The organism is Azospirillum brasilense (assembly GCF_003349955.1).
In the GTDB taxonomy this organism is placed as follows: Bacteria; Pseudomonadota; Alphaproteobacteria; order Azospirillales; family Azospirillaceae; genus Azospirillum; species Azospirillum brasilense_B.
This window is the reverse complement of sequence record NZ_QLKQ01000049.1, coordinates 39837-55154: the sequence shown is the minus strand read 5'-3', so window position 1 is coordinate 55154 and position 15318 is coordinate 39837. Positions and strand designations below refer to the sequence as shown.

The following is a 15318-nucleotide window of genomic DNA, read 5'->3' as shown; positions in this document are numbered from 1 at the left end:
TTCCAAGCCTCAGCGGAGGAAAAAGGCCGGAATATGTTCGTTTTTCCGCAGCCTGCTAATTCTACTGTGTCATAAAACTTGGAATGTGACAGAGGTTCGCTGTAATAAGGGGATTCATGCTTCGTTCAGAGAGGCGGTATGGATCCCCTTGGCATTGCAGAGGGTATCGAATCACGGTTCGTGGCGTATGTCGAGCGCCTGGCGCCGGCTTTGGGTCACGCTGATCGCGCGGCGCCGTTTCGGGCCTATTGCACGGGATTGATCCTTCCAGGCGAGCGCAAAAGCGTCGAGCCGATGGCCGCGCGGGTGGAGCCGGGACGTGTCGGCGCCGCGCATCAGTCCTTGCACCATTTTGTTGCCAAGGCGGCCTGGGACGATGCCGCTGTGCTGGCCGGGGTGCGCGATCTGGTGTTGCCGGCGCTGTGGAACGCGGCCCGGTCCGCGCCTGGATCATCGACGACACTGTCATGCCGAAGAAGGGGCGCCACTCCGTTGGCGTGACGCGCCAGTACTGCGGCCAGATTGGCAAGCAGGATAATTGCCAAGTCGCCGTATCGCTGTCGCTGGCCACCGACCACGCCAGCCTTCCCGTCGCCTTTCGCCTGTACCTACCGGAGACATGGGCCGGCGACGCGGAGCGCCGGGCGCGGACCGGCGTCCCGGACGGGGTCCTCTTCCAGACCAAGCCCGCCATCGCGCTGGACCAGATCCGCACGGCCATGGCGGCGGGTCTGCCGCCGGGCGTGGTCCTGATGGACGCAGGCTACGGCAACGATACCGCCCTGCGCGAAGGCGTGACCGCGCTGGGGTTGACTTACGTCGCCGGAGTCCAGTCCTCGCTGACCGTCTGGCCGCCCGGTGTGGAACCACTGCCGCCCAAGCCGTGGAGCGGCAAGGGGCGGCCGCCGAAGCTCATGCGTCGTGCCCTTGGGCATGAACCGATCTCGGTAAGGGCTCTGGCCGAAGGGTTGGCGCCGGAGGCTTGGCGCTCCGTGACGTGGCGGGAAGGCACGAACGCGCCGCTGGCCTCCCGTTTTGCCGCCGTTCGCGTTCACGCCGCGCACCTCGACGAGGAGCGGGCGGAGTGCCGCCCGGAGGAGTGGCTGCTGATCGAATGGCCCGAGGATGAAGAGAAGCCAACCAAGTCCTGGTTGTCGACGCTGCCGGAGACAATGTCGCTCGACGCCTTGGTGGAAACCGCCAAGTTGCGGTGGCGCATCGAACGCGATTACCTCGAACTCAAACAGGAACTCGGCCTCGGCCATTATGAGGGCCGGGGCTGGCGCGGATTCCACCATCACGCGACGCTATGCATCGCCGCCTACGGATTCCTCATCAGGGAACGGGCGGCGATTCCCCCCTCAGGACCACCTCGCTCCGGGCGCTTCCAAGCGCCTGACCTTCCCAAAAGCTTCCGACCCCGCGGGGCCGCCGCCGCGCCCTGAGCGCCACGTCCCAACGTCTATCGCCACCCTGCGCATCGCAATCGCCAGAATGCTCGCCAGAACCCTCCAGCGATGTCCATGCTGCCATCAATTGAGCACTTTATGGCACAGTAGAATTAGGTGGCTTCTATCAAAGGTCAGCGGGCGGTCGGTCAATCATGGAAATATTTATGCTTCACTGCATGATAGGCACAGACGCTTGACTTCTGCCAGCCAGTAGGATTATAATCTCCAAGATCAACGCCCGCCGTGCGCTCCGCGCACGGCGGGCGTTTTCGTTTCTGGCAGCAGGAGAGTCCAATGCTCGATTTTCGCACGCATGACGACAGCATGGGGCAGTCCACACCAACCATCGAGCCGTCAGACAGCCGCCATGTCATTGCCCTTGCCGCAGGCGTGCCGAAAGTGGCGACGGTGCCCACCGGGGCACGGCGGGTCCTGATAAGCGCCACGGCGGACGTCTGGCTCCAATACGGAGCGGCCGCGGCTCTGCCCACCGGCGATGTGCTGACCGGTTCTGCGCCTGAGCTGAACCCTTCCGCCCGCATGGTCAAGGGCATTCCCAGCCTGGGGCTGGTGTCCGCGACGGAGTGTCTGGTTAACCTTTGCTTCTACGGATGAGCGGAGAACAGCATGAACACGCCCTATCACGCTCCGCCGCGGTCGGTCCCGGCGAGCAACCCGCTCTTCTCAGGGGCTGTCGGAATACCATCCGGCACCGCAGTTGCTCCCGGCCTTGGTTTTGTTGGGGATATGGATACGGGTCTATATCGGCCTTCCGCCAACACTCTCTCTGTGGTAGCGGGAGGCACTCTCGCGTTGACCGTCAGTTCGATGGGGGTGGTGGCAAGCGGCCCGGTCGTTGCGCCTGTCTGGCGTACGGTCCAGGTGACCATCGGGGATGACGCGGTCTACACCCATCAGATGCCTGCCGGGAACAACTGCGCGGTGGTCCTGGTCTATGCTCTCAGCACGAATTATGGCGCTTGGCTGATCCAGGCCTTCCTGCGCGTGGTGGGCGGCAACGAGGGCATCGTGGCGATGTTTGCCGGTTCGGCGTCGTCCGTCATCCTGGGCGATGTGACCGGAACGTCGGGAACGGATGGGCACCTGATCCTGGCCGCCCCCCCCACTCCGGCGGGGGGATTCAAAATCGTGAACCGGACCGGTGCCAGCCGGATCTTCAACATCGTCGTGCTGTGAGAGGAAAACATGATCGTCCAGGAAACCGACGTGCCGAACCAGTATGCCCTGTGGCCGGATGACGACCTGACCAAGCCGCCGCACATCGTCGCCACACGGCCCGGCCAGGAGCCGGCCGACGTGTGGCGGGAGGCTCAGCAGGATTCGCACGCCCCTGCAGGATGACGCGCGCCGGGAAAGCCGAGACTGCCGGTGACCGTGGTCGAATTGTCCGAACACGAACGCCGGCAGCATTCCGGACCGGCAAACGGAGCGACGTGAGCCCGGCAAGACAGGCGCGGGTCCAATGCCGACGACATGCACGATGCCTGGGATGATGATTGGCCATTGCTCCCAAAGAGGTTGACGAGTCTGGCGGATTTGCGCACTGATGCTCGCTTTCGGCGGTGATGTGATCACTCTGCTGGAAGGCCGCTGTGTGGCCGTGGTCGCCTGCCCAGAGCGATACCGCCTGGAACGGAGCGGAGTGACAGACACAAAGGTAGGGGCGGGCATTGAGCAAAGTCGCTTTGATCACCGGCATCACGGGACAGGACGGTGCCTATCTGGCGGAGCTTCTGCTGGCGAAGGGATACATCGTCCACGGAGTCAAGCGGCGCTCGTCCTCCTTCAACACGGAACGGGTGGAGCATCTGTACCGTGACGTGCATGAGGATGATGTCCGCTTCCGCATGCATTACGGCGACCTGACCGATGCGACCAACTTGCTGCGCATCGTCCAGGAGGTCCAGCCCGACGAAATCTACAACCTCGCCGCCCAAAGCCATGTGCAGGTGAGCTTCGAAGCGCCGGAATACACGGCGAACTCCGACGGGTTGGGAACGCTGCGCCTGCTGGAGGCGATCCGCATCCTGAAGCTGGAGCGTAAGACGCGCTTCTATCAGGCTTCCACGTCGGAACTGTTCGGAAAGGCGCAAGAGACCCCCCAGCGGGAAACCACCCCTTTCTACCCGCGCAGTCCCTACGCCGTGGCCAAGCTGTACGCCTACTGGATCACGGTGAACTACCGCGAGGCGTACGGTATGCACGCCTCCAACGGCATTCTGTTCAACCATGAGGGGCCGACCCGCGGCGAGACCTTTGTCACCCGCAAGATCACCCGCGCGGTGGCTGCGATCATTCGGGGGCGGCAAAGCCGGCTTTATTTGGGCAACCTTGACGCCAAGCGCGACTGGGGCCACGCCCGTGACTATGTCGAAGGGATGTGGCGCATCGTCCAGCAGGAGCGGCCGGACGACTATGTGCTGGCCACCGGCGAGACCCACTCCATCCGCGAATTCGTGGAATTGGCCTTTGGCCATGTCGGGCGCCGGATCGAATGGCGGGGGACGGGCGTGGACGAGAAGGGGATCGACGCCGACACCGGTGATGTGCTGATCGAGATCGATCCGCGCTATTTCCGTCCCACCGAGGTGGATCTGCTGTTGGGTGACCCGTCCAAGGCGCGGGACAAGCTGGGCTGGACGCACGCCACCAGTTTTTCCGACCTCGTCCGCGAGATGATGGAGAGCGATCTGGCTCGTGTCGAGCGGGACGACCACCTCCAGGGACGGGAAGCCAGGCACCACGACTGAGGTGGGGGGCCGCTCTTGGAAATGGCCGGCGCGTTAAGCGCTGTGAAGCCACTGACGAACGGAGTATACAAACTGCCGTTCGGGTTGTTTCCTCCTGGAGTTCGCGTGGTGTTGTCCAGAGCCTTCTCGCCGTGGCGCTGCCTGTGTGCGGCCGCGGCTTGCATCCAAGGCGCCTGCAAATGACGAGTGAGAGCATGACCGTCCCCCGCTTCCGTCGGCAAAGCGCGGACGTCTACGATTCCGGCGACCGCAGCCAGGCGGAGCGGGCCTGGGAAGATCTGTTCGACGGCGGCCGGCATTGGCGGCTGTGGAGCAAGCTCGGCTGGCACGATATCCGCAAACGCTACCGCCGTTCGGTGCTCGGACCTTTCTGGCTGACGCTCAGCATGGCGGTCATGGTGGCCAGCCTCGGCCTCATCTACGGAACTCTGTTTCGTCTCGACCTGGAAAGTTACCTGCCGTTCCTCGCCATCGGCTTGGCCACCTGGACGTTCGTCGCATCCTTCCTGAATGAAGGCTGCACGAGCTTCATCGATCTCGAGCCGCTGATCAAAAACGTGCGCATCCCCATGTCGCTGCACATCCTGCGCGCGCTGTGGCGGAATCTGATCATCTACGCCCACAACATCGTCATTTTCGCGGGGGTGGCGCTGGTCTTCGGGATATGGCCGGGGATCGGGGGCATTCTGCTCGCCTTCGCGGGGCTCGGGCTCCTGCTGGTGAACGCCGGCTGGATCATGCTTCTGTGCGGCATGGTCTGCACGCGTTTCCGCGACGTGCCGCCGATCGTCGCCAGCGTGATCCAGCTCCTGTTTTTCGTGACTCCGGTCATGTGGAAGCCGGAGCTGTTGGGAGAACGGCGCTACCTGATGGCGCTCAATCCCTTGTACCACCTGATCGAGACCATCCGGGCACCGCTGCTCGGCCAACTCCCGGGCTGGGAGAACTGGGCGGTTGGCCTGCTGTTCGCCGCAGCCGGCTGGGCGCTCACCTTTGTCCTCTTCGCCCGTTTCCGCAAACGCATCGCCTACTGGCTCTGATGGCTTCGATACAGCTGAACGACGTTTCGGTCGATTTCGTCCTTTACCAGGGAAGCGCGCGCTCCCTGAAGAAGACCCTGCTGCGCTCCTCCACCAGCGGTGTGCTGAAGCACGACGCCCATCACCGCGTCACCGTGAATGCGTTGAGCAACTTCTCGCTGACCCTGGAGCACGGCGACCGGGTGGGGTTGATCGGTGGTAACGGCGCGGGCAAGACGACGCTGCTGCGCGTGCTCGCCGGCGTTTATGAACCGACGGCCGGGCGCATCCGTGTCGAAGGGCGTGTCACGCCGCTGTTCGACATCGGCCTCGGTCTCGACATGGACGCGTCGGGTTACGACAACATCCGAATGCGGGCGGCCTATTTCGGCATCGACGCCGGTGAGGTGGAGCGGAAGATGGACGACATCGCCGCCTTCACCGAACTGGGCGACTATCTCGACCTGCCGGTCCGCACCTATTCGGCGGGTATGACGCTCCGCCTCGCCTTCGCTGCGGCGACGTCGGTCGATCCGGAAATCCTGTTGATGGACGAATGGCTTGCCGTCAGCGACACGAAGTTTCTGGAGAAGGCCCAGCGCCGGGCCGAGGGATTTGTGAACCGCTCCAGCATCATGGTCGTCGCCTCCCATGTGGAGGATGTGCTGAAGCGGCTGTGCAACAAGCTGCTTTGGCTTGAACGCGGCACCATCCAGCGCTTCGGACCCGTCGAGGAAGTCCTGGCGGCCTATCACGCCCAGAACGCCGAGGCGCTTTCGTAAGAGAGCTTCGCTCGAATGGCACGGCCAGAAGGCAGGGACCATGATCATGGATGCGGATTTTTCCCTGGATGGCAAGCGCGTCTGGGTTGCGGGTCATCGCGGCATGGCGGGAGCGGCCATCGTCCGTCGGTTGGAGCGGGAGCCGTGCGACATCCTGACGGTGGGCCGGGAGAGCGTTGACCTGCGCCGTCAGGCCGAGGTCGAGGACTGGATGGCCGAAGCGCGGCCGGATGTTGTGTTTCTGGCCGCGGCGGTGGTCGGGGGCATCCATGCCAACAGCAGCCGCCCGGCCGAATTCCTTTACGAGAACCTGGCGATCGAGACCAACATCATCCACGCCGCGAAGCGGGTCGGGGTGCGCAAGCTCGTGTTCCTGGGCTCCTCCTGCATCTACCCGCGTCTGGCGCCACAGCCGATGCGCGAGGAGGCCTTGCTCACCGGTCCGCTGGAGCCGACCAACGAGTGGTACGCCGTCGCCAAGATCGCCGGCATCAAGATGTGCCAAGCCTACCGTCGGCAGTACGGCTGCGACTTCATCGCGGCGATGCCGACAAACCTCTACGGTTACGGCGACAACTTCGACGTCGCGCAGGGCCATGTCGCCGCCGCCCTGATGGTCCGCATCCACCGAGCAAAGGAAGAGGGAGCCGACAGCGTCGAACTGTGGGGCGACGGCAGCCCCTTGCGTGAGTTCCTGTTCGTCGAGGACTTGGCCGACGGGCTGGTTTTTCTGACGAAGAGATATTCGGGTGAAGCGCACGTCAACCTCGGTTCCGGCCACGAGCTGTCCATTCGCGGATTGGCTGAACTGCTGCGCGCGGTGATCGGCTATCGGGGTGATTTCCGTTTCGACCTCTCCAAACCGAACGGCGCCCCCCGCAAGATCATGGACGGCAGCCGGCTCCAGGCCATGGGCTGGAGCGCACCAACCAGCTTGAGTGACGGGTTCGAGCGCACCTACCGCTGGTATGTGGAAAATTTGGGCTCTGGAACGTTGCGCGGCCTACCCGACGGCCGTTGACGGAGGACGGTTGCGCTTGAGCCGCATGCCGCGGGTGGCGCGCCGAACGGCCGTGGGCTGCAATTTGTTCCTCGCCCAATTCAATGGAATCAACGATAAATTGGATAGTTCGGGCTGGTCGGAAGGGGTGGTCTATGCCAAGCGGCATTCTCGACAAATGGTTATAAGCGCAACTCTGGGGGCGTTGTCCTTCTGGGTTCGCTCGAATTGAGCTACACGAGCGCGACGCTTGTGCCCGATGAAGGTGGTACAGTACAGTTCCCCCTCCGGATGAGCCGCCGGTCCAGCCACCGGAACCGCGGCTGGAAACGACGAGCGACTGGAACACAGAGGCCAGATGCAGAGCAAGACCGCCATCGATCCGCAAAGCGCCTCTGCCGAGGCGCCGCGGGCCACCAGCCTCCATGCGCTCGCCATTGTTGCGCGCCATCACGGGTTGCATCTCTCGGTCGACCAGATCAAGCGCGACTACGCCATCGAGAGCGGTGAGCCGCCCACCGGGCTGCTGCTGAAGATCGCCGAGGAGAACGGCCTGACCGTCCGTTCCACGACGTTGCGCTGGAAGCATTTGGCGCGCCTGGAGAAGGCTCTGCCGGTCCTGCTCCGCCTGCGCGACGGCAGCACCATGGTCCTGGTCTCCTTCCGCAAGGACGGTGGCGCCCCGGCTGCGATGCTGCAGGACCCGTTGAGCGCCGACCAGGCCTGCATCGCCGTGGATGAACTGCGCCTCACCTCGGTGTGGGACGGCGACGCGATCTTCATCAAGCGCCGTCACCGGATCAACGACGAGGAGCGGCCGTTCGGCTTCGGCTGGATGCTCGGACAGATCCTGCGCGAGAAGCGCATCTTCCGAGACATCGGCATCGCGGCCTTCGTCCTCAGCCTGTTCGCGCTGGTCCCGCCGATGGTCTTCATGGTCATCCTGGATCGTGTTCTGGTCCATCAGCGCCTGTCCACGCTTTACGTGCTGGTGGGCATCATCCTCTTCCTGCTGACGTTCGACACCCTCTTCGGCTATCTGCGCCGTTATCTGGTGGCGATCGGCACGGCCAAGGTGGATGCGCGGCTCAGCACCTACATCTTCGACCGCATGATCGGCTTGCCGATCGACTTCTTCGAGCGCACGCCGACCGGTGTGATCTCCCACAAGCTCAACGAGGTTTGGCGCATCCGCGGCTTCATGACCGGCCAGCTGCTCGGGACGCTGCTCGACAGCATGACGCTGATCGTCCTGATCCCGGCGATGTTCATCATGAGTCCCCTTCTCGCCTTCCTGGTTCTGGGCGTGGCGTTCCTGATGTGTCTTGTGGTGATCGTCTACATCGGCCCGCTGGCCCGCGCCTACGGCGAGGTGATCAAGGCGGAACAGCGCAAGGGCTCCTTCATGATCGAGGTGCTGCACGGCGCCCGCACGGTCAAGTCGCTGGCGCTGGAAGGGCGCAAGCGTCTTGACTGGGACGTGCGCGTGGCCGACGCGGTGCGCGCCAACACGAAGATGCAGCTGCTCGCCAACCAGCCGCAAACCATCCTGCAGCCGCTGGAGAAACTGATCTACTCCGGAACGCTCGCGGTCGGCGCCTATGTGACCCTGACCGACACCGGTTCCGCCTATGGCGGCATGCTGGTCGCCTTCAGCATGATCGCCAGCCGCGCGACGCAGCCCTTTGTCCAGATCGCCTCGCTCATGCAGCAGTTCCAGGAGGTCCGCGGCGCCGTCGTCCAGGTGGCGTCGGTGGTCAACCAGCCGCAGGAGCAGGGGTTGGGACGGCAGGGCGTTCGTCCGGTAATCAAGGGCGAACTCAGCTTCTCCGAAGTGCGCTTCCGCTACCCCGGCTCGCAGAACCCGGCGCTCGACAACATTTCCTTCAGCATCCAGTCCGGTCAGGTCATCGGCATCATGGGGCGGTCCGGCTCGGGCAAGACCACCGTCACCCGTGTGCTTCAAGGCCTTCACCAGAACTACGAGGGCTTGATCAAGATCGACGGCGTCGACCTGCGCGAGATTGATCTCAACCATCTGCGCTCCAATCTGGGCGTGGTGCTGCAGGACAATTTCCTGTTCAACGGGAGCATCCGCGAGAACATCATGGCGGCCAACCGCAGCGCTTCCCTGGAGGAGGTGATGCGGGCGGCCCGGCTCGCCGGCGCGGAGGAATTCATCGAACGCCTGCCGCGCGGCTACGAGACGATGATCGAGGAGGGTTCGGCCAACCTGTCGGGCGGCCAGCGTCAGCGCCTCGCCATCGCCCGCGCGCTGCTCGTCGACCCGTCGATCCTGATCCTCGACGAGGCGACCAGCGCTCTCGACCCCGACAGCGAGGCGATCATCAACAACAACCTGACGCGCATCGCCCAGGGCCGGACGATGATCGTCATTTCCCACCGCTTGGCCTCGCTGGTGAACTGTGACCAGATCATCGTGATGGAGCGCGGCAAGCTCTATGACATGGGCAGGCACGACGAGTTGCTCCAGCGTTGCGACGTCTATCGGCATCTCTGGTTCCAGCAGAACCGCCACCTTTCCCCGGGAAGCACTCATGACCGCGCTCAGCTTACGCCGGCTGCAAACACCTGATCGGGCTGCCGAGCAGGTCATCAACGATTTCCAAGGCGAAACTGCGGAGATCACCGGACGGCCAGATCCCATCTTGGCGCGGGCGGTCGTCTGGACTCTGGCCGGGATGGTCCTGCTGTTCATCATCCTCGGGTCGGTGACCAAGCTCGACCGTGTGGTGACCTCGTCGGGGCGCATCGTGTCCCAGGCGCCGACCATCGTCGTGCAGCCGCTGGAAATCTCGATCATCCGCAGCCTGAACGTCCGTGCCGGCGAGACCGTGCGGCGCGGGCAGGTTCTGGCCACGCTCGACCCGACCTTCTCGTCGGCCGACGTCGCCCAGCTCGGGCGGCAGGTCGCCAAGCTGACGGCGGAGATCGCCCGCATGCAGGCGGAGGCCCAGAACGAGACCTTCGCGGCCGGCGGCAACGATCCGGACCGGCTGCTGCAGGAATCGATCTGGCGCTACCGTCAGGCGGAGCACACGGCCAAGCTGGCGAACTTCGAGCAGCGGATGGCCACCCTCCAGGCGACGATCAAGAGCAACCAGATGGACGCCGACCATTACCGCTCGCGCCTGAAGATCGTCGGCGAGATCGAGACGATGCGGCAGACGCTGGAGAAGAACCAGACCGGCAGCCGCCTCAACTCCCTGATCGCCAGCGACACCCGGGTGGAGACCGAGCGCAATCTCGGCAACAGCGAGAACACCATCCGCACGGCCTCCCATGACCTGGAGGCGCTGCGCGCCGAGCGGGAGGTTTACATCCAGCAGTGGCGGAGCAGCCTGCTGACCGACCTGTCGACCCGCCAGATCGACCTGGAACGTGCGCGCGAGGAGCTGTCGAAGGCCCAAAGGCGCCGGGACCTCGTCGAGCTGCGCGCGGTGGAGGACGCCGTGGTGCTGGAGGTTGGGAAGTACTCCGTCGGTTCGGTGGTCGAACAGGCCCAGCCGATCTACACTCTGATGCCGCTGAACGCGACGCTGGAGGTGGAGGTGGAAATCGCCGGCATCGACCAGGGCTTCGTCAAGCCCGGCGATCAGGTGCAGGTCAAGCTCGAGGCCTACCGCTACATCGAACACGGAATGGCCAAGGGCGTGGTGAAGACGATCAGCGAGGACTCCTTCACGAAGCGTGAGGACCAGACGCAGGCGCAACGCCCCTTCTTCCGGGCGCGGATCGAACTGACCGACGTGAAACTGCGCAACGTTCCGGAAGATTTCCGCCTGGTTCCCGGCATGCCGTTGGTGGCTGACATCGTGGTCGGCGAACGGACCATCATGTCCTATCTGGTCGAAGGCGCGATGAGGAGCAGTTTGGAAGGCATGCGCGAGCCCTGAGGGCCGTGCCGGCTGCAAGGAAAGGGTATAGAGGCCGATGCGCAAGCTCATGGAGGCCGCCGGGCGGCTGTTCGGCGCCGCTTCGCCGGACGACCAGTACGCCAGGGGTCTGAAGGCGCTGGAGCGCGAGGATTACAAGGCGGCCCTGGAAGCTTGGCTTCCGGCCGCCCGGGCCGGGCACGCCGGTGCCCAGCACCAGATCGGCCGCCTCTATGATCTTGGCAAAGGCGTGGTGCGCAACGCCGTCGACGCGGTCGGCTGGTACCGGCAGGCGGCCGACAACGGCCATGGCGACGCCCAGGCGCGGCTGGCCGAAATCTATTACTACGGCTGCGACGCGCCGAAGGGGGTCACCCCGACCGACGAGGCCCTGTCGGCCCTCTTCCCCAAGGGCTTGAAGATCGAGCAGGATTACAAGGAAGCGCTGCGCTGGGCGCGCGCCGCCGCCGATCAGGGAATCGTGGGCGCGCAGGCCATGCTCGGCTACATGAACGCCTCGGGCTTCGGCATCACCCCCGACTACGCCGAGGCGGAGCGCTGGTACCGTGTCGCCGCCGACCAGGGGAACGCGGCGGCCCAACTCGGGCTGGGGACGTTGCTGGCTGGCGGCTATGGGGGGAAATCCGACCCCGAAGCCGCGCACCAGTGGTTCCGCAAGGCGGCCGAGCAGAAGAACGTTATGGCCTGGTACTATCTCGGCACCCAGTACGCCTCCGGAATCGGGGTGGCCCAGGACCCCGCCGAGGCGGTTTCCTGGTTCCGCCGCGCTGCCGAGGCGGGTGCTGCCGCGGCGCAACGGGCGCTCGGCCTGATGTACGCCCGGGGTGTCGGCGTGGCGGCCGATCCGCAAGCGGCCGAGACCTGGCTGCGCAAAGCGGCTGTCCAGGGCGACACCGAGGCGATGCTGCAACTCGGCCACCTGAACAGCCGGGGTGCCGGGATGCAGCCCAACCTGTTCGATGCCGCGATCTGGTATCGGGCGGCGGCGGAGATGGGGCAGCGCGAGGCGCAGAAGATCATCGCGCAGATGTATTTCGCCGGGTCCGGCGTGCCGCGCGACGAGATGGAGGCGGTCCGCTGGCTGGAGCGTGCCGCCGGTCAGGGTGACCCGCAGGCGCAATTGCGCATCGGCGCGCTGTACGCCGAAGGGCGTGGGGTGGCGCGCGACTATGACCGGGCGCTCGACTGGTTCCGGCGAGCAGCCGAGCAGGGCAACAGCGACGCGGTCTACAACATCGGCACGCTGCACAGCCTCGGTCTTGGCGTGCCGCGCGACCCGGCGGGCGCCCTGACCTGGTACGAGCGGGCGGCCGAGCAGGGCAGCGTGTTGGCCCAGTTCAGGCTCGGCGCCATGTTCGCCGCCGGCGATGGGGTGCCGCAGGATTATGCCCGCGCCATCCTGTGGTCGCGCAAGGCGGCCGAACAGGGGCATGTCGGTGCCATGATCAACCTTGGCCGCTTCTGCATGCAGGGACTGGGGATGGAGCGTGACAGCGAGGAGGCGCTCCGCTGGCTGACCGCCGCCGCCGAGCAGAAGGAGCCGTCGGCCATGACGGCGCTTGGCGAACTGTATGGCCATTGGAGCGAGCGGAAGGATGTGTCCCGCGCTCGCGGCTGGCTGGAGCGCGCGGCGGCCCTCGGCGATGAGCGGGCCAAGATGCTGCTCCAGCGCCTGCCCGCCGCCGATCCGTCCGACGGTGACGGTCTGATGAATGGTCCGCTCGACGGTCAAGCCCCCGGCCAGCTCCGCGCCGCTGGCGAGGGGTGACGCCCCGAGGCCGGCTCAGCCGACCAGGGTGATCCCCCGCTTGGCGTTCCAGGCGGATCCGCAAGGCGCGGCCAGCCCGATGGCCATGCGGCGGTGAATCTCACCGGTCTCGGGCAGGGCGGCCGTTCCCAGATCGACATAGCCCAGGCCGCGGTAGAGCGCGAGGGCGCGTGCGTTGTGCGGCAGGGTGGCCAGTTCCAGGCGTGCGCAACGTCCGGAGGCCCAGCGATGCGCAGCCAACATGAGCTGCCGGCCGAGACCGAAGCCATGCACGTCCGGATGCAGCTCGATGCCGAGGGTGAGAGCCCTCGAGGTCGCTTGGGCTGGCCAGCCGGGGCCGATCCGGCAATGTCCGACGATGCGGCTTCCCCGTTCCGCGACCAGCCAGCACCGGTCGCCCCCGCCGGCCAGCCAGACCTGCAGGTCCCTCATGCCGGGAACGGCGGTGTCGGCACATCCCCCGTTCAGCCGGACCATGCCGGCCAGGAAGTCGCGCAAGCGGTCCAGGTCGGTGCCCAATGGCCGAATGGTCCGCAGTGTGACGAAACCGAGCGCGAGGATGGCCCGCCGCGGGGTGCCCCGCAGTCGAGCATTGGGAAAGTCCGGCAGGCACACGTTCACCACGGGCTCCCGTCCGATCAAGGAGGCGGGCAGCGGCACCGCGAAGCCATGGCGCCCGTCCCCCTTGCCGGCGGCTTCGAGGTCGGGACGGTGCCGGTCAGCCAAGACCTCGACTCGTATGGGGGGATCATCGAACAGGATCTCTACGCGCAGCCGACGGTCCGGCTTCGCCGGAAGCCAAGCCCAGCCTTCCACGTGATGGCCGACGAGATCGAGACAGCCTTCGGGCCCAATGGTCACGGCGTTGCCCCCGGCACCCGCGGCCGGTCCCGTCCGGCCCTCAGGGTTCCCGCGCGGCGAGCGGCTCGACCGTGCGTAGGAGGCCGAACTTCATCAGGTGGACGAGGCTGCGCAGCAGCAGAAGCTGCCGTTCCGGCGGCACCAGGGCGGTGAGTTCGCCCACCGCGCGGCCCGGCGGGTCCAGGGCGTCCAACGCCAGGACGAGATCGGCTGCCAGGGACAGGATGCTGCGCGACGGGGAGTTCAGCGGGTCGGCGTGCAGCACCGCCAGAGCGGTGCTGACGGCCGCCCGCGTGGCGCCGTCGGCGCGCACCAGCCGCATCCCTGGTTCCAGCACGCGCGTCGGGTAGGCCTGGAACATGCGCAGGGGATCGGGGCGCAGCGGGTTGCCGTCCTGCCCAGGGGGCCGCGGGGCGCGCTCCGGCGCGTGGCGGCGGATGTCGGCCAGTTGGCGCCAAACCTCGAGATATTGCGGGATGATCGCCCGCCAGTCGAACAGGGCGGCGGCGCGGGCGCGACCGGCCTCGCCCATCCGGCGGCGCAAACCCTCATCCGCGACCAGCCGTGCGTAGGCCTCGGCCGCCGCCTGCACGTCCACGGCGCTGATCTGCGAGGTGCGGCCGATGTAGTGGTCGTAATTGTCCAGGCCGGCGGCATAGCGGTCAGCCAGGTCGGCACCGGCGCCCGGGGGCGGCAGGACGGTCGGCACGCGGAAGCCGTCAACGCCGTCGCGCACCGTTTCGCGGTAGCCGTTCCAGTCGGTGACCACACAGGGCAGCCCGGTGGCCATCGCCTCCACCGGTGTGATGCCGAAGGTTTCCTGAATGTTGTCGGCCAGCGAGGTGAACAGGTCGGCCGCGGCCCAGACGCGGCTCCGCACCTCCGGCTTGCGGCCGTCCAGGAAAATCGCGTTGACGCTGGGGCAGTAGCGCCGTGCCCCCTCGGCGAAGGCGGCGGCGATGGCGTCGTTGCCGAACCAGCCGGCCTGGATCAGGTGTATCCGCTTGCCGGTGAGGCGGGCGGCCTGCTCAAGCGCCAGATACATGGGCAGCGGGTGCGCCTTGGCGTGGAAGCTGAGGCGACCCATGAACAACACGGCCACTTCGTCGGTGCCGATGCCAAGCGCCGTGCGTTCCGCCGCGCGCACCGACGGGTCGAAGCGGAAGGCGTCGGTGTCCACCCCCAGCGGGATCACCGGCAGGTTCGGCATCGGCACCTCGGCGGCGCCCAGCCGCTCGCGCAGATAGGCCGCGTAGGGATGCAGGACCGCCTCAACCGACGCGCGCGCCGCCTGGGAGGTGCAGATCACCGCGTCCCAGGGCTGCAGCGGTGCGGTCGCCAAGGCGCCCAGATGCTCCGGCGATTCCGACGTGGTGTGGGTGATGCCGCACAGGCTGTAGCCGCGCTGATCGCGGGAACGCCGACGCCAGGCGTGGTGGTCGATGCCCGGCCCCGGCAGGAACAGGCAGCCCACGCCGGCGAGCCTCGAAAGCTCGGACGTGGGGTAGAGCGCCACGGGCCGTCCCGGGGCGTGGCGGGCGGCGAGATCGGTGAACAGGCGCGCCAGCTCCGGCCGGTCGATGTGACAGGCGAAGCTGTCCAGTCCCGAATGCCGGAAGAAACCGATGAGGAAGGATTCACCGGCGACGTGGCGGCCCTTCAGGTCCGCTCGCGCGGTTTCGTAGCCTTCGGGATGGAAATAGATGGCGGCGTTGGACACGGGCGGCGGACGTCCTGGCTGATGCGGCG

12 protein-coding genes and 1 pseudogene are annotated in these 15318 nt (G+C 66.1%); 11 read left to right on the top strand and 2 right to left on the bottom strand.

Going from position 1 to position 15318, the window contains the following annotated elements:
* Nucleotides 1–138 precede the first annotated feature (138 nt).
* From DXK32_RS20585 to DXK32_RS20535, 11 genes and pseudogenes are all read left to right on the top strand, one after another.
* Nucleotides 139–1445, top strand: a pseudogene (locus tag DXK32_RS20585) (IS701 family transposase).
* A gap of 300 nt (nucleotides 1446–1745) precedes the next feature.
* Nucleotides 1746–2066, top strand: coding sequence for an NAD/NADP transhydrogenase alpha subunit-like protein (locus DXK32_RS20575; RefSeq protein WP_114860210.1), 321 nt, complete (start codon nucleotides 1746–1748; stop codon nucleotides 2064–2066).
* Nucleotides 2067–2264: 198 nt separating this feature from the next.
* Entirely contained in the window at nucleotides 2265–2648 is a 384-nt protein-coding gene (locus DXK32_RS20570) for a hypothetical protein (protein WP_162801286.1), read from the top strand.
* 9 nt (nucleotides 2649–2657) lie between these two features.
* The gene (locus DXK32_RS32290) at nucleotides 2658–2813 is read left to right on the top strand and encodes a hypothetical protein (RefSeq protein WP_162801285.1); all 156 of its coding nucleotides are present in this window, start codon (nucleotides 2658–2660) and stop codon (nucleotides 2811–2813) included.
* A gap of 329 nt (nucleotides 2814–3142) precedes the next feature.
* Complete coding sequence (gene gmd / locus DXK32_RS20565; RefSeq protein WP_114860208.1) at nucleotides 3143–4222, top strand: GDP-mannose 4,6-dehydratase; 1080 nt, start codon at nucleotides 3143–3145, stop codon at nucleotides 4220–4222.
* 194 nt (nucleotides 4223–4416) lie between these two features.
* Entirely contained in the window at nucleotides 4417–5262 is an 846-nt protein-coding gene (locus DXK32_RS20560) for an ABC transporter permease (protein ID WP_114860207.1), read from the top strand.
* Entirely contained in the window at nucleotides 5262–6023 is a 762-nt protein-coding gene (locus DXK32_RS20555) for an ABC transporter ATP-binding protein (RefSeq protein ID WP_114860206.1), read from the top strand. Before DXK32_RS20560 ends, DXK32_RS20555 begins: the two co-directional genes overlap by 1 nt.
* A gap of 46 nt (nucleotides 6024–6069) precedes the next feature.
* Nucleotides 6070–7044: a GDP-L-fucose synthase family protein gene (locus DXK32_RS20550; protein WP_114860214.1), complete on the top strand. Its 975-nt coding sequence runs from the start codon at nucleotides 6070–6072 to the stop codon at nucleotides 7042–7044.
* Between the two features lie 337 nt (nucleotides 7045–7381).
* Entirely contained in the window at nucleotides 7382–9619 is a 2238-nt protein-coding gene (locus DXK32_RS20545) for a peptidase domain-containing ABC transporter (RefSeq protein ID WP_114860205.1), read from the top strand.
* Nucleotides 9582–10940 (top strand): HlyD family type I secretion periplasmic adaptor subunit, encoded by a 1359-nt coding sequence (locus DXK32_RS20540; protein WP_114860204.1) that lies wholly within the window; start codon nucleotides 9582–9584, stop codon nucleotides 10938–10940. The genes DXK32_RS20545 and DXK32_RS20540 overlap by 38 nt, the downstream gene beginning before the upstream one ends.
* Nucleotides 10941–10977: 37 nt before the next feature.
* Entirely contained in the window at nucleotides 10978–12708 is a 1731-nt protein-coding gene (locus tag DXK32_RS20535; RefSeq protein WP_114860203.1) for a tetratricopeptide repeat protein, read from the top strand.
* Nucleotides 12709–12723: 15 nt separating this feature from the next.
* Here DXK32_RS20535 and DXK32_RS20530 read toward each other — a convergent pair whose 3' ends face one another.
* Nucleotides 12724–13569 carry a GNAT family N-acetyltransferase gene (locus tag DXK32_RS20530; RefSeq protein WP_114860202.1) on the bottom strand — a complete coding sequence of 282 codons (846 nt, stop codon included), beginning with the start codon at nucleotides 13567–13569 and terminating at the stop codon, nucleotides 12724–12726.
* Nucleotides 13570–13609: 40 nt separating this feature from the next.
* Complete coding sequence (locus tag DXK32_RS20525) at nucleotides 13610–15289, bottom strand: glycosyltransferase family 4 protein (RefSeq protein WP_114860201.1); 1680 nt, start codon at nucleotides 15287–15289, stop codon at nucleotides 13610–13612.
* Nucleotides 15290–15318 lie beyond the last annotated feature (29 nt).

Bases quoted from the DNA above. Each gene is read 5' to 3' on its own strand.
- DXK32_RS20550 (WP_114860214.1), top strand. From the start codon at position 6,070: ATGGATGCGGATTTTTCCCTGGATGGCAAGCGCGTCTGGGTTGCGGGT.
- DXK32_RS20545 (WP_114860205.1), top strand. From the start codon at position 7,382: ATGCAGAGCAAGACCGCCATCGATCCGCAAAGCGCCTCTGCCGAGGCG.
- DXK32_RS20540 (WP_114860204.1), top strand. From the start codon at position 9,582: ATGACCGCGCTCAGCTTACGCCGGCTGCAAACACCTGATCGGGCTGCC.
- DXK32_RS32290 (WP_162801285.1), top strand. From the start codon at position 2,658: ATGATCGTCCAGGAAACCGACGTGCCGAACCAGTATGCCCTGTGGCCG.
- DXK32_RS20555 (WP_114860206.1), top strand. From the start codon at position 5,262: ATGGCTTCGATACAGCTGAACGACGTTTCGGTCGATTTCGTCCTTTAC.
- DXK32_RS20535 (WP_114860203.1), top strand. From the start codon at position 10,978: ATGCGCAAGCTCATGGAGGCCGCCGGGCGGCTGTTCGGCGCCGCTTCG.
- DXK32_RS20575 (WP_114860210.1), top strand. From the start codon at position 1,746: ATGCTCGATTTTCGCACGCATGACGACAGCATGGGGCAGTCCACACCA.
- DXK32_RS20560 (WP_114860207.1), top strand. From the start codon at position 4,417: ATGACCGTCCCCCGCTTCCGTCGGCAAAGCGCGGACGTCTACGATTCC.